At 58.5% G+C, this 13,487-nt stretch carries 11 protein-coding genes; 7 read left to right on the forward strand and 4 right to left on the reverse strand.

What is annotated here, in order from left to right; translation table 11 throughout:
• Positions 1–76: 76 nt before the first annotated feature.
• On the forward strand, positions 77–670 hold the full coding sequence (locus KT71_RS12595; protein WP_152025230.1) for a c-type heme family protein: 594 nt from the start codon (positions 77–79) through the stop codon (positions 668–670).
• Between the two features lie 555 nt (positions 671–1,225).
• Here the strand turns inward: KT71_RS12595 and KT71_RS12600 are convergent.
• Positions 1,226–1,999, reverse strand: a complete 774-nt coding sequence (locus KT71_RS12600) for an amidohydrolase (protein WP_008295001.1) — start codon at positions 1,997–1,999, stop codon at positions 1,226–1,228.
• The gene (locus KT71_RS12605) at positions 1,987–3,132 is read right to left on the reverse strand and encodes a methionine aminotransferase (RefSeq protein ID WP_008295000.1); all 1,146 of its coding nucleotides are present in this window, start codon (positions 3,130–3,132) and stop codon (positions 1,987–1,989) included. The genes KT71_RS12600 and KT71_RS12605 overlap by 13 nt, the downstream gene beginning before the upstream one ends.
• A 91-nt stretch (positions 3,133–3,223) precedes the next feature.
• On the opposite strand from KT71_RS12605, the gene KT71_RS12610 reads away from it, so the two are divergent.
• Both KT71_RS12610 and KT71_RS12615 read left to right on the forward strand, forming a co-directional pair.
• Positions 3,224–4,624 carry an FAD-binding oxidoreductase gene (locus tag KT71_RS12610; protein ID WP_008294999.1) on the forward strand — a complete coding sequence of 467 codons (1,401 nt, stop codon included), beginning with the start codon at positions 3,224–3,226 and terminating at the stop codon, positions 4,622–4,624.
• Positions 4,621–5,670: a mechanosensitive ion channel family protein gene (locus tag KT71_RS12615; RefSeq protein ID WP_008294998.1), complete on the forward strand. Its 1,050-nt coding sequence runs from the start codon at positions 4,621–4,623 to the stop codon at positions 5,668–5,670. The genes KT71_RS12610 and KT71_RS12615 overlap by 4 nt, the downstream gene beginning before the upstream one ends.
• 129 nt (positions 5,671–5,799) lie before the next feature.
• Here the strand turns inward: KT71_RS12615 and KT71_RS12620 are convergent, their stop codons facing one another.
• Positions 5,800–7,401 (reverse strand): phytoene desaturase family protein, encoded by a 1,602-nt coding sequence (locus tag KT71_RS12620; RefSeq protein WP_008294997.1) that lies wholly within the window; start codon positions 7,399–7,401, stop codon positions 5,800–5,802.
• An 18-nt stretch (positions 7,402–7,419) separates the two neighbouring features.
• Entirely contained in the window at positions 7,420–9,456 is a 2,037-nt protein-coding gene (locus KT71_RS12625) for a S9 family peptidase (RefSeq protein ID WP_023659740.1), read from the reverse strand.
• A gap of 214 nt (positions 9,457–9,670) precedes the next feature.
• Between KT71_RS12625 and KT71_RS12630 the strand changes: the two genes are divergently transcribed.
• The 4 genes from KT71_RS12630 to KT71_RS12645 all read left to right on the forward strand — a co-directional run bounded on the left by KT71_RS12630 (position 9,671) and on the right by KT71_RS12645 (position 13,477).
• On the forward strand, positions 9,671–10,450 hold the full coding sequence (locus tag KT71_RS12630; RefSeq protein ID WP_023659741.1) for a crotonase/enoyl-CoA hydratase family protein: 780 nt from the start codon (positions 9,671–9,673) through the stop codon (positions 10,448–10,450).
• Between the two features lie 80 nt (positions 10,451–10,530).
• On the forward strand, positions 10,531–11,421 hold the full coding sequence (locus tag KT71_RS12635) for an alpha/beta fold hydrolase (protein WP_008294993.1): 891 nt from the start codon (positions 10,531–10,533) through the stop codon (positions 11,419–11,421).
• Between the two features lie 8 nt (positions 11,422–11,429).
• Positions 11,430–12,443 carry an N-acetyltransferase DgcN family protein gene (locus KT71_RS12640; protein ID WP_008294992.1) on the forward strand — a complete coding sequence of 338 codons (1,014 nt, stop codon included), beginning with the start codon at positions 11,430–11,432 and terminating at the stop codon, positions 12,441–12,443.
• 56 nt (positions 12,444–12,499) lie between these two features.
• On the forward strand, positions 12,500–13,477 hold the full coding sequence (locus tag KT71_RS12645; RefSeq protein WP_008294991.1) for a dipeptide epimerase: 978 nt from the start codon (positions 12,500–12,502) through the stop codon (positions 13,475–13,477).
• Positions 13,478–13,487: the final 10 nt, after the last annotated feature.

Below are 13,487 nucleotides of genomic sequence, written 5' to 3' on the forward strand. Positions count from 1 at the left end.
TGTGATATTAGATATTGTTTTTAGCGCCAGTCTGATTAATACTATCAGATATACCACTTTAAAAGGGTTCGATTTTATGAAACAGCTCAACAGACAAGGCATCACCCTCGCACTGATACTCACCGCCGCATTAACGTCGGGGACTAGTCACGGTCAGGGGCAGACCACGGAGCTCCCCTTCAACTATCTGCAGCAGGGCCGGGATATTGCGCTCCTCGCAAAAAGTGAGCTGGGCGGACAGTTGAAGCAGGTTATGAGCCGCGGCGGCCCCACCGCCGCCGTTGAATTCTGTAATGAGAACGCCTTGCCAATCACCCGCTCTGTTTCTACAGAAGCGGGGGCACTGATCTCGCGCGTCAGTGACCGGCCGCGCAACCCTGCCAATGGGGCCAACGCTTCTGAGCTCGCTTACATAGCAACGGCAAAGTCACTGCTGGCCAGCGGAAAGCCTGTAAAGCCCTCTCTTCAGGACATCAATGGGAGGAAAGTCGGTTTTTATCCCATCGTAACGAGCGGCACCTGCCTCCTGTGCCACGGCGACGAGACTTCGCAGATATCCCCCGATACGCTCTCCGTGATCGACGCCCTGTATCCCGATGACCAGGCCACCGGCTACGGACTCGAGGAACTGAGAGGGATCTTTGTCGTGAGCATGGAAGCGGAAGGATGAGAAAAAAGACACCCCGGGATTACGATCGTTGAGCAGCAGACCTTCAGAAGCAGGCCGCGGGCCCCATTGCGAACCCCGGTGCATTGGGACAGCTCCACGCTGTCGCAGCAGATCTCATTTAGGGTACCCAACCCTTCGGGCCCTGGAGGGCTCCTGGCTCAGGATTTTTATGTGACCCTCATCACATTCCAGAATTAAGCGGCGCAGGAATGTGATGGGTTGCGCGCTTTGTATGCAGCGCGAGTGTGCAATGGCCTGTCAGGCGCTATTGTCGAGACATGGATATTTTAACGCTTCTTGATTTACCCGTACGGCACGACCCACCGCTGCCGCCCCGCGTATTTGGGGAAAAATATTCCCAATGCCTGAAAACCTGTGACCTGGTGCCCTACTGCTCGCACCTGGGAGATCCCTCATGTCATCTACTCCAAGACAAGCACGCAGCAGAAGCACAGCCGAGCTGAGCTCAGGTATCTCGAGCTGTCTGCGAGATCAGATGTGCACGCACCGGCAATGGATTGCTCCGGTAACGCCCGTTGGCCTGGCGAGACCCAATCAAAGCTCTAAGATGAAGGGGTCAGCATCCATAGGCGTAGGAAAAGTAGCGCGATAATCCTCTAAAGCTTTTCCACTGAAGCACACGGTTTCAACCGCAGCGCGCGATTCCAGATCCGCAAGGACGGTCCCCTGTTGATCAAAGGCCAAACTGTCTCCGCTGTAGTTGAGACCGTTGCCGTCCACACCGACTCTGTTGACACCCACCACACAGGCCAGGTTCTCAATCGCTCGCGCCTTCAATAATGCGCGCCAGTGATGCGCCCGCGGTGAGGGCCAGTTCGCCACAAAAAACAGCAAATCGTAATCGTCGCGATTGCGGCTGAACACGGGAAACCGCAGGTCATAGCAAATTTCCGGCTTGATTCTCCAGCCCCGCCACTCCAGAACAACGCGCTGATCCCCCGCAGCATAATGCTCATGCTCTCCCGCCATGCGAAACAAATGGCGTTTGTCGTAGATCTCGACGCGCTCCGGCGTGACAAACAACAATCGATTGTAGACACGGCCATCTTCTCGCGTGGCGACACTTCCCGCGATAGCGCAGTCATAAACACGCGCCTGCGACTGTAACCAGTCCTGGGAGACGCCCCCGGCCTCTTCGGCGTTAGCTTCGGCGTTCATGGAAAACCCCGTAGTAAACATCTCGGGCAGAAGTATCAGATCCGTTACGGGTTGGGCTTTTTGGAGCACCGCCGCAAAGTGTTCCTGATTGGCGATGGGGTCTTCCCACACCAGGGCTTGCTGAACAAGGGTGACTTTTAAATCGCGCATAATCGCTCCGCTGCCTCCAGAAGAATGTCGTCGGACTTTGCAAAGCAGAAACGCAGGACGCTCTGCGTTGGCGGATTCTCATAAAAGACCGACACGGGTATGGACGCAACACCAATCTCCCGGGTCCAGCGTTCGCTCAGCGCCGTGTCTGACTCGTCGCTGATATCAGCGAAATCCAGAAGCTGAAAAAAACTGCCGGCCGTGGGCGTCCAGGAAAACCTCGATTCCGATAAGGCAGACAGGAACAGGTCCCTGCGGCGCTCATAGTCGCTGGCAAGCTTTACGGGGTACCGGGGCTGTGCCTCAAAAAAATCAGCTAAAGCGTGCTGTACCGGCGTCACCGCAACAAATGCGACGTACTGATGGACTTTTCTCAACTCAGCGGTTAAGGCAGGCGGCGCCACGCAGTAGCCGGTTTTCCAGCCCGTGACACTGAGCGTCTTACCAAAGGAAAAGTGTGCAAAGCTGCGCTCTTTTAACACGGGGTGCTGAAGTACGCTTCGGTGCTGACGCCCATCGAAGACAAGATGTTCGTAGACCTCGTCACTGCACACATAAAAATCGTGCTTTTCAGCGAGGAGAGCCAGAACATCAAGGTCTGCGGCGCTGACAACACTGCCACAGGGGTTATGGGGGCTGTTGAGCATGAACAGCTTGGTTTTCGGGCTGATGGCCTCCTCTACCCGATCCCAGTCGATGGCAAAGCTTCCCGCCGTGAGCGGCACGTGTACAGCGCGTCCACCGGCGAGCGCTATAGCGGGCTCATAGCTGTCGTAAACAGGATCGAGCACGATCACTTCGTCGCCCCCTTCCACTACCGCCGTGATCGCGCAGAAAATGCCCTCCGTTGCCCCGGGAACGACGGTGATTTCCTCTTCAGGATCTACCGTCACCTTGCGGTGCAAGGCGAGCTGCCCCGCAATCGCCTCACGAAGCCGTGGTAATCCGGCCATGGGGGCATACTGGTTATGGCCCTGTACAGCATGCTCACCCAGAGCCCGCGCGAGCCCCTCTGGGGGGGCGAAGTCCGGAAAGCCCTGAGAAAGGTTCAGGGCATTGTGGGTCTGAGCAAGACCCGACATCCGGGTAAAAATAGTGGTACCTACCTGCGGTAACTTGCTTTTCAGTGGCATTGCGAGGCGCTTTTACGATAAAACCCAGAGCATACAATAGTGCAAAGAATTTCGTTCTAACATCTGTTGCTGGATACAAGAGGTAACGACCATGACCCTGATCAGCGAACTCACGACTCTTCTCGGCGCCGGCGGCGTTCTGACGGGCACCGACGTCACATCACGCGCCGCCGGTGTCTGGCGTGCAGACCCCCTCGATGCTCTGGCCATCGCCCGGCCACGATCCACCTCAGAGGTAGCCGGGGTATTGAAGCTGTGTCACGCCGAAGGGGTTTCCGTCGTTACCCAGGGAGGACTCACGGGCCTGGTTCACGGTGCCGATGCGACCCCTGAGCAACTGATCCTGTCCTTGGAGAGGATGCGCAGCATTGAGTCCATTGATCCCATCCAGCGAACCGCCACGGTGGAGGCCGGTGTTACCCTACAGGCGCTGCAGGAGGCGGCCGAGGAGCATCAATTGGCTTTCCCCCTGGATCTTGGCGCGCGGGGCACGGCGACGGTGGGCGGTAATGCCGCAACCAACGCCGGGGGCAATCGTGTCATACGCTACGGCATGATGCGGGATATGGTGCTGGGTGTTGAGGCGGTTCTGGCCGATGGCACGGTGGTTTCGTCCATGAACCATCTCATCAAGAACAACGCGGGTTACGACCTCAAGCAGCTGTTCCTGGGATCCGAGGGTACGCTGGGCGTGATAACCCGCCTGGTTCTGCGATTGCGCGAGGCTCCCAGCTCGCAGAATGTTGCTTTTGTGGCTTTCGCTGACTTTCCATCTGTGCCCAGGATGTTAAAACGCGTAGACCGTGAGTTAGGCGGTGCCCTTTCTGCCTATGAGGTACTCTGGAAAAACTTTTACCGTCTCGTGACGGAAGCGCCGGCGAGCAACCAACCGCCCCTTGCCGCGGACTACCCCTACTATGCGCTCATCGAAGCTCAGGGAAACAATGACAAGATCGACAAACAACGGTTCGAAGAGGTACTCGAGGGCGCCCTGGAGGACGGAGATATCGTCGACGCGGTAATTGCACAGTCCTCCACAGAGCGACAAAAACTCTGGTCCATCCGCGATGACGTGGAGCAGACCTTCCGCTACGGTCCACCCGTGGTGTTTGACGTATCCCTTCCCATTGCCGCCATGGAGACCTATGTGGCGAAAATCAGTGCTGCGCTGGATGAGCAACTGGACAAGGCAATCTGCTGGGTATTCGGCCACCTGGGCGACGGCAATCTGCATATCATTGTTCAGACCGAAGCGGGTGATGCTCCGCAGTCTCGCGAAACCATTGAGCGCACGATTTATGGCCCCCTGGAAAAAATCGGCGGGTCTGTTTCGGCGGAACATGGTATCGGCTTTGAGAAAAAACCCTATCTCCATCTCTCTCGCTCCGCCACGGAAATCGGCCTCATGCAAAACCTTAAAGCCGCCCTGGATCCGCAGGGTATTTTAAATCCCGGCAAGATTATCGACGCACCGCAGAGCGCACTCCGATGACCGATCTTTGGGGTATTGTCACGCCGGCCATACCCCTGCTGGCCACTCTTGGGATCGCCGCATCCCTGCTTGCGGGGGTCAATGCTGTGCTCCGCCGTCGATGGAAAGATGTGCCCGACGCACAGTTTCAGTTTCAGCTCATCATGCTGGGCCTTACCCTGGCCTGCATGCTGGCGGTTGTCGCAGCGCTGCCCGTAGGCGACGTGCTTCGGGGACAGCTGCTGAGTCTCATTGGCCTGCTCCTCAGTGCCGCCATCGCACTCTCGTCAACAACCTTTATCGGCAACATCCTCGCGGGCATCATGCTCAAAACCATTCGCAAGGCCCGGCCGGGAGATTTCATTACCGTGGCTGAGCTCACGGGTCGGATTACGGAAATGGACTTGCTCCATACGGAGATACAAACGGAGTTCCGCGACCTCGTCACCGTCCCGAACATCTTCATGGTGACCCAGCCCCTGAAGGTCGTCCGCGCCTCCGGTTCCATAATCACCGGGGAGGTATCCCTGGGCTATGACGTTCCCCACCACCACGTAAAAAAGGCCCTGCTCCTCGCTGCAGAAAGCGCTGGTCTCACCGATTGTTTTGTCCACGTGCGTGAACTTGGCGACTTCGCCATCACCTATCGGGTGGCCGGACTCCTCGAAGACATCCGCAGCCTCATATCCGCAAAGTCTGCCTTGCTGACCGCAATGCTGGACGCCCTCAGCGATGAAGGCATCGAAATCGTGTCACCCAACTTTATGAACACCCGACAACTCGCCACCGAGCACAAGGTGCTTCCCAGGCAGAGAGGCACTGCTACCGTTGCCGACATTGAAACTCTTGCGGAGGATATAGCTTTCGACAAGGCCGAGGACGCAGCGTCCGCTGAGAAAATCCGCGAGGCCCTGCGTGAGACCGAACTGGCCCTCGAAGGCTTAAAGGCGCAGCGCAACGGCGAGGACAACGATCAACAGCTGCATACGCTCAAACGCAAGCAAGACCGTTTGGAGAAACTCCTCGCTCACGCCCTGGCGCAGATCAAGACAGACAACGCGGATTAGGTACTAGCTGCGATGCAAAGCCTCGATCCCGGCAGACGCTGGGTGGATCCACATCGCCTTTTATAGGCTTCGGTCAGCTTAGGCCCGCTTAGATCGTTGTGTTTAAGTCGCCGTCTACATTCTCGCGCTTCAACTGCGCTGGTAGTCCTTCAGAATCGCCTTCGCAGCGTTCTTGCCGGGGAGGCCCGAGACCCCGCCGCCCGGATGGGCACCGGAGCCGCAAAGATAAACACCTTTTACCGGCATGCGATGATCGGCATAGCCACCCACGGGTCGCAGAGAGAAAATCTGATTCAAGGACAGCTTGCCATGAAAAATATCACCGCCCAACATATTCAGCTTGCGGTCTATATCCAAGGGTGAGTTGATCTGGCGCCCTACAATCGCGTCGCGGAAGTTGGGGGCGTACTGAGTCACCACGTTGATAATTTCATCGGCAACCTGCTCCTTGATCTCGTCCCAGCTCTGTTCATCGGGTAGATGCCGGCGAAAATGCTGGCAGAAAAGACTCATCACGTGCTGGCCCGGAGGTGCGAGGGAATCATCCACCAGTGTCGGTATGCACATGGAAATCACCGGCTGAGACGCCCAGCCTTTGCTGTGCGCCTCACGATAGGCATCACTCATGTAGTCAAGGGACGGACAGATATCGATGGTGTTCTGCATAGCCATCAATCCCTGCTCATCGTGTTCAACGCTCTCAAAGCGCGGCAGCTCTGACAGGGCCACGTTCATTCGAAAGGTGGCTGACTCACTCTGGTATCCCCTGATGCGTTGCCGAAAATCCTCCGGTGTCTCTGCCATATCAATCAATTGACCAAAGAGCACCCGGGGATGCGTATTGGAAGCAAGCACCTTAGCCGAGAAGCGTCGACCATTCTCCAGGGTCACGCCTTTGGCCGTCCCCTCTTCAACCTCCACCCTGGCAACGGCCGCATCCGTGAGAATTTCCACGCCCAGCGATTCACAGTAGCTCGCCATCGCTTCGCTGATCGCGCCCATACCACCGCGGGCGTAGGACCATGCACCGGTGCGTCCATCGATGTCGCCGAACACGTGATGCAAGAGCACGTAGGCCGTGCCCGGCGTGTAGGCGTCAGCGTAGTTTCCGATAATGCCCTCAAAACCGTAGAGTCCCTTGACCACGTCACTTTCGAACCAGCGGTCAAGCACGTCGCCGATGGACATGGTCATCAGCTCGCTCAGTTCGATTTGTCGCCGGGCGGACAGACGCCGAAAGGCATTAGCCTGACGCAGCAGTCGCCACAGATCGCCCAGTCCGCCACCAAAATTCGGCGGAATTTCTCGGGCGATACCGCGCACCAGCTCACCCATGTCCTCCAGCATGTTCTCAAAGGCAGGAAAAGCGTCGGCATCAGCCTTGGAAAAACGCGCGATGGCGGCCTGTGCCGCGGCAGTATCGCGGGGCAAATACAGGTGGTCTTTCGGCAGGAGAGACAGGGAGCCACCGGGACGGTGTATCAGTGTCAGTCCATGCTTTTCCAGCTCAAGATCCTCCATCACGGATTGATCCAGCAAACTCACGAGGTAGGAAAACACCGAGTTGCGAAACCCGGGATGAAATTCTTCCGTGAGGGCCGCACCGCCGACTACGCCACGCCGCTCAAGCACACGGACGGTGAGACCACTGCGGGCAAGATAAGCCGCACAGCACAGCCCGTTGTGCCCGGCACCGATGACGATCGCGTCCGTGGTGTCGCTCAAAGCCATTTCCGGGTAAACGCTCCCCTAGTCCAGGTTGTCGATGAGGATTTCCGGCAGTTCATCCGCCGGATTCAAGCCCAGCACGCGGGCGTAAAAATACAGTTCCGCCTCCCGGGCTGCTATCTGGTTTTCGGCTTTTCTAAAACCGTGAGACTCTCCCTCAAAGGCGAGATAGGCCGTGGGCACCCCGCTGCTCTTGAGGGCGTCATAGATCATCTCTGATTGATTGGGGGGCACGATGGGATCGTCGAGACCCTGCAATAGAAGCAGCGGTGCTTTAAAACCATCGAGGTGATGAATGGGAGATCGCTCTACATAAAGGTCCTTGCGCTCGGGATAGGGTCCCACCAGTTGATCCAGGTACCGCGATTCGAACTTATGCGTGTCCTCGGCCAGGGCCTCAATATCTGAAACGCCATAATAGGAGGCGCCTGCGGCGAAGGCATCGTAAAAAGCGTGCACTGCGAGCGTTGTATAGCCCCCGGCGCTGCCACCGCGGATAATCAGGCGATCGGCATCCGCAAGCCCCTGCTCTGCAAGCCAGGTCGCGCCCGCAGCGGCGTCCTCAACATCGCTGATACCCCACTGGCCGTACAGTGCCCGTCGGTATTCCCGACCGAACCCGGTACTGCCGCGATAGTTAAGATCAAGCACCGCAAATCCCCGGCTGGTCCAATAGTAGTGCTCCGGCCGGTAGCTCACGCCCGCCACGGAGGTCGGCCCCCCGTGGACACTCACAATCAGCGGCGGCGCCGTCCCCGGAATGGCCTCCGCATTCGGGTTCTTGGGGGCAAAGTAAACGCCATAAGCCTCGCCACCGGTGGGCAAGGGGAAGGCGACCTGTTCGTATTGGGGTACCCATGCGACATCCAGGGCAGTGTCCGATGAGCGGCGGATGACGTTGTTAACGCTGCCCTTGAGACTGGCGCTTAGCAACGCCGCGGGCTTGTCGGCAAAGCCCGCGGTGAAATACAGCTGACCGTCATCGTAGACAACGCTGCCGAAGCTCACAGCGCCCATTGGGAGCTCGCGAGTTTTTCCGTCTTTATCGAGATGCATCAGCGTTTCGACGCTCCCTTCCCGTGCAACAAACACCATGCTGCCATCGGGCAGGAACCAGTAGTAGCGACCACCGATGGTCCAGGCGGGCCCGCCGATTTCCACATGCTCAAGACCCGTGTCGATGGCGGTAAAATCTGACCCGTCCACGCGATAGGGCTTCCACCAGTTGTCCCGGTCTGACAGCGCAATGAGCGTATTGTCGTCCCGCCATTGGGGATCGATCACGGACTCATCGCTCTTCGGGTTGTGAATGCGCAGATCCGTCAGCATGCCGGCCTCATCAAAACTGGCGCTGTGCAAGGTGGTGCTGTCCCAGGGCATATTCGGGTGCATCCAGCTTACAAATGCAATGTGCTTGCCGTCAGGTGACAGGCGGGGTGCGGAAACAAAATCCGTCCTCGAAAACAGCACGGTGCCCTCGGTTTCTTCATGGGGCGACAACGCGACAAGCGCGTTGACAGGCTCGCCCATGCCGCGGTGATCCTCGCGGATGCACAGGAGGCGCTCGCGCTGGCGGTCAAAGCTGCAACCGGCATATCGCAAATCAGTCTCGGGAGTGATAGGGACTGCTGCCTCGCCGGCGCGAAGGCGATAGAGGCGTTGATCCGAGAAATTGCTGAACCACAGCACGCCCCCATGGACCAGCAGACTGCCGCCGCCGTATTCCTGCACCCGGGTGCGCACATTGAAGCCTTCGTCGAGAATCTCCTCGGGCTCTGAGCCCGGCTGCCAGCGCATGATCGTCGTGCGACCGCCCTGCTCCGGTCGGGATTCAAGCCAGTAGAAATACTCGCCGTCCTTCGTGAGACCGCCGATGCCGCGACTTCCCTCCACCAGTGACGCCGCGGTGATAATGGAAGGCCAGCTACCAAAGGGAAGCGCGTCCGCAATGACCTCATCCCCGACGGCCTCTATGGCTTTGGAAGCCTCATGATCTGACTGCTCGCTACACGCCATAAGTAACCCCATCAAAGACATCAGAAAAATTCTTGCGATCATCGTTTACCACCCGTGTGAATGGCGCATAGGGCCCGGGGGATTTTTTTTCAAATCCCTGCCGAATTCCGGTCTCGAATCGTTTAACCTTGTACCGTCCCAATACACCGTTTTAACAAAACCATCGCAGCCACGTACAGCACCGAAGCAGACGCTACTTTGCATTCAAGCACCAGTTGCTTTGTACACGAGCACGACAGCCAAGGAGAGCAACACCATGTCACAGGTAGACGTTACTACTGCCAATCACATCATGCATTTACATCTTACCCGACCCGAGAAATATAACGCTCTGAGTCTGGAAATGTACGGTGCGCTGGCGGAAGCTCTCCATCGTCTGGAGACGGATCCGGACCTCCGAGTGGCAGTAATCTCTGCCGAAGGTCGCAACTTCACCGCGGGCGTCGAGCTCGACCAGTGGGCGCCCTATTTCGGCGGCGGCGAGGGCTGGCCCGTTGGCGAGGGGAGAATCGATCCCATGGGCGTCACGGGACCGCAGCACAGCAAGCCGGTGGTTATCGCGGTCCAGGGCTATTGCTTTACCTGGGGCGTTGAAATGCTGCTGAACACGGAAATCCGCGTTGCCGCTACGGATACACAGTTTCAGATGCTGGAGGTTCAGCGAGGTCTGTTCCCCTGCGGTGGCGCCACCTTTCGCCTGCCCCGGGAGATAGGTTGGGGTAATGCCCAACGTGTGCTGCTCACGGGCGATCGCTGGAGCGCGGAAGAGGCCCTGCGCTGGGGCATGGTGCAAGAACTCACGGAACCCGGCGCGCAGGTGGATCGGGCCATGGAGCTTGCCACCTCGATAGCCGATGCCGCACCCCTGGGCGTACAGGGACTGTTGTCAGCCAGCCGCTACTCCCTGGAAAATGACCGCGATGCCTGCGCCAGGCAGATATTCAAGCAACTGGTGCCCATCATGAAAAGTGAGGATGCCGCCGAAGGCGTACAATCCTTCATGGAGCGGCGCAAAGCGCAATTCACTGGGCGCTGAGCCCCGGGGCGTCTCCGCGAGGCGCCCTTTCAGGGACCACCGCAATACATTTTCGTGTCACTTAACAGGACTTCACTTCCTTGCCTAACGTCAGCGTCAATACCATCAATCTCGAATACGAAAGTCACGGCAATCCCGAGAATCCGACGGTATTGCTGATTATGGGCCTCGGCACGCAGCTCACGGGGTGGCCCCCTGCGTTCTGCGATTACCTGGTGGATCACGGCTATCACGTGCTGCGCTTTGATAATCGCGACATCGGGCTCTCGAGCCGTCTTGACCACGAGCGGACGCCCAACATACCGGGACTGGTCATACTGAAGACCTTGAAGATGCCGGCTCCCGCACCTTATACCCTGGAGGACATGGCGGCGGACGCCATCGGGCTCCTGGACGCGCTAAAGATCGACAAAGCTCATGTTGTGGGCGCCTCCATGGGAGGCATGATTGCCCAACTTATCGCCGTGCATTATCCCGAGCGCACCCTCAGCCTAACCTCCATCATGTCGACCACGGGGCACCGCTCCCTACCCCGGGCGGATCGTGCGGCTACGAAGGCTCTGCTCCTCAAGCCCGACAACCCCGATGACCCGGCATCCATTATTGAGCGCAATGTTCGGGTGCGAAAAGCATTGCAGAGTCGCACCCACCCCAAAGATGACAGCGAGATTCGCCAGACGGCCACCGAGGCCGTCAATCGCGGCGGTTACTATCCCGAAGGCGTAGCACGACAACTTGCCGCCATTATTGTGGCGAAGGATCGGCGCAAGCTCCTCGCCCGCGTCGACGCGCCCTCATTGGTGATTCATGGGGAGGAAGACACGCTGGTGAAAGTAGAGTGTGGCATCGACACCGCCAAACACCTGAACGACAGCGAGCTGCGCATCTTGCCGGGCATGGCCCACGATCTTCCCACGCCTCTGCTCCAGGAAATCGCAGACGGCATTCACAGCGTCGCTCAGCGCGCCTGAGGACGGTTATGGATAACAGCACTACACAACTGCGCACGCCCTATCTGGTTTTTGTCGGGGACGAATGCCGAACCACCTACGCCAAAACGGGCAAGGGAGTCGCAGACTGGCGCCCGGAACTCTGTGCGGGGCAACTGCGTCTGGATACGGCAGCCGCGGACCTCGGTCTTGCTGACATGACGGTATCCGAAGCCGCTCAGGCGGGTGTTGGCTCTCTCATCGTCGGCACCGCCCTGGTGGGGGGAAGCATACCCGACAATTGGCTGGCCACACTCTGCGAGGCCGCCGCCGCGGGCATGGATATCGTTGCCGGTTTGCATACACGCCTGAGCAGCATCGAGCAGCTTCGCGAGGCAGCGGATATGGGCGGCTGCCGCCTTATCGATATTCGTATTCCGCCTCCCGGCATACCCGTGGCGAGCGGCAAAAAACGCAGCGGCAAACGCCTGCTCACCGTGGGCACGGACTGTGCCCTTGGTAAAAAATACACGGCGCTGCAGCTGGAGCGCGATATGCGCGCCCTGGGCATGGACGCAGATTTTCGAGCATCGGGACAAACGGGCATCATGATCGCGGGAAGTGGCATACCCATCGACTGCGTGGTCGCCGATTTTATATCCGGCGCTGCGGAGGCCCTGTCCCCCGACAACTCGCCCGATCACTGGGATGTCATCGAGGGCCAGGGGTCGATTTTTCACCCGGGCTACGCGGCGGTCAGCCACGGCCTGCTCATTGGCTCGCAGCCGGACGCTTTTGTTGTTTGTCACGCTGCAGGTCGCACACACATCGAAGGATGGGAGGCTTACGCTCTGCCGACTATCGGCGAAGTGATTGAACGCACGGTGGCCATAGGCGCGCTGACCAATCCCCTGATCCGCTGCGTGGGGATCAGCGTCAATACCCTGTCTATACCCGCCGACGAGCGCGAGGAATACCTCGCGGCGCTATCGTCCAAGTACGACCTCCCCTGCGTCGATCCCCTGGTCACGGGCACAAAAGCGATCCTTAGCCCCTTTGCCTAGGCTGAAAGTAAAACTTCCCTGACAACAACTCACCAACCCCAAGGGGCCCACGACCTATGAAGATGACCGTCGATATTGTTTCCTATCCTATGGAAGTGCCCTTCGCCATCACCGGGCATGTCTTTCACGACACAGACACGGTCCGCGTCTCCCTCGAGCACGAAGGCGTAATTGGGCGTGGTGAGTCCGTAGGCAGCTATTATCTCAATGAAACCGCCGCCAGCATGAAGGCTGAGCTGGAAGCCATCATCGGACATGTCGACGCGACCACGACACCCGAGAGCCTGCAGGACCTCATGCCCCTCTGCGGCGCCCGCTGCGCCCTGGACTGCGCCCTTTGGGATTTGCGCGCCAAACGCGCCGGAAAGCGCATCTGGGAGCTCCTGGACATCACCCCGCAGGAAGTAACCACGGTGTTCACCGTGGGTATGGAAGATGTTGCCGTTATGGCCGAGCGTGCCGCCGCGGCGAAGCGATTCCCGCAACTGAAAATCAAGCTGAATGACGATAAGCCCATAGAGCGCCTGGAAGCCATTCGCGCCGCGCGTCCCGATGCCACCCTGGTGATCGATGTTAATCAGGGTTGGAGTTTTGAGGCCCTGAAAGACTATTTACCGGCCTGCGAGAAGCTGGGTATTGCCATGATCGAGCAACCCCTGCCCCGGGGCGAGGACGCGGCCCTGGCAGGTTTTAAATCTCCCGTGCCCCTGGGCGCCGATGAATCCTGTCTGGGGCTCGATGAGTTTGACCAGGCAGCCGAACGTTACGACGTACTCAATATCAAACTGGATAAGTGCGGCGGTCTTACGGAAGGTCTGGCCCTGGTACGCGCAGCGCAAAGCCGGGACATGCAAATCATGGTAGGCAATATGACGGGGACCTCCCTCTCCATGGCCCCCAGTTACGTGATCGCGCAGTTCTGCCAGTTCGTTGATATCGACGGACCCCTTTTATTGGCCCGTGATATTGAAAACGGTCTGGAGTACCGAAGCGGCGGTAGCGTAGGACTTCCCAGCGCTGCACTCTGGGGCTAGTCACAACCCG

It is taken from the genome of Congregibacter litoralis KT71 (assembly GCF_000153125.2).
Taxonomy (GTDB): Bacteria; Pseudomonadota; Gammaproteobacteria; order Pseudomonadales; family Halieaceae; genus Congregibacter; species Congregibacter litoralis.

Coding starts and splice junctions, on each gene's coding strand:
- KT71_RS12595 (WP_152025230.1), top strand. CDS start 77: ATGAAACAGCTCAACAGACAAGGCATCACCCTCGCACTGATACTCACC.
- KT71_RS12600 (WP_008295001.1), bottom strand. CDS start 1,999: ATGCGCGATTTAAAAGTCACCCTTGTTCAGCAAGCCCTGGTGTGGGAA.
- KT71_RS12605 (WP_008295000.1), bottom strand. CDS start 3,132: ATGCCACTGAAAAGCAAGTTACCGCAGGTAGGTACCACTATTTTTACC.
- KT71_RS12610 (WP_008294999.1), top strand. CDS start 3,224: ATGACCCTGATCAGCGAACTCACGACTCTTCTCGGCGCCGGCGGCGTT.
- KT71_RS12615 (WP_008294998.1), top strand. CDS start 4,621: ATGACCGATCTTTGGGGTATTGTCACGCCGGCCATACCCCTGCTGGCC.
- KT71_RS12620 (WP_008294997.1), bottom strand. CDS start 7,401: ATGGCTTTGAGCGACACCACGGACGCGATCGTCATCGGTGCCGGGCAC.
- KT71_RS12625 (WP_023659740.1), bottom strand. CDS start 9,456: ATGATCGCAAGAATTTTTCTGATGTCTTTGATGGGGTTACTTATGGCG.
- KT71_RS12630 (WP_023659741.1), top strand. CDS start 9,671: ATGTCACAGGTAGACGTTACTACTGCCAATCACATCATGCATTTACAT.
- KT71_RS12640 (WP_008294992.1), top strand. CDS start 11,430: ATGGATAACAGCACTACACAACTGCGCACGCCCTATCTGGTTTTTGTC.
- KT71_RS12645 (WP_008294991.1), top strand. CDS start 12,500: ATGAAGATGACCGTCGATATTGTTTCCTATCCTATGGAAGTGCCCTTC.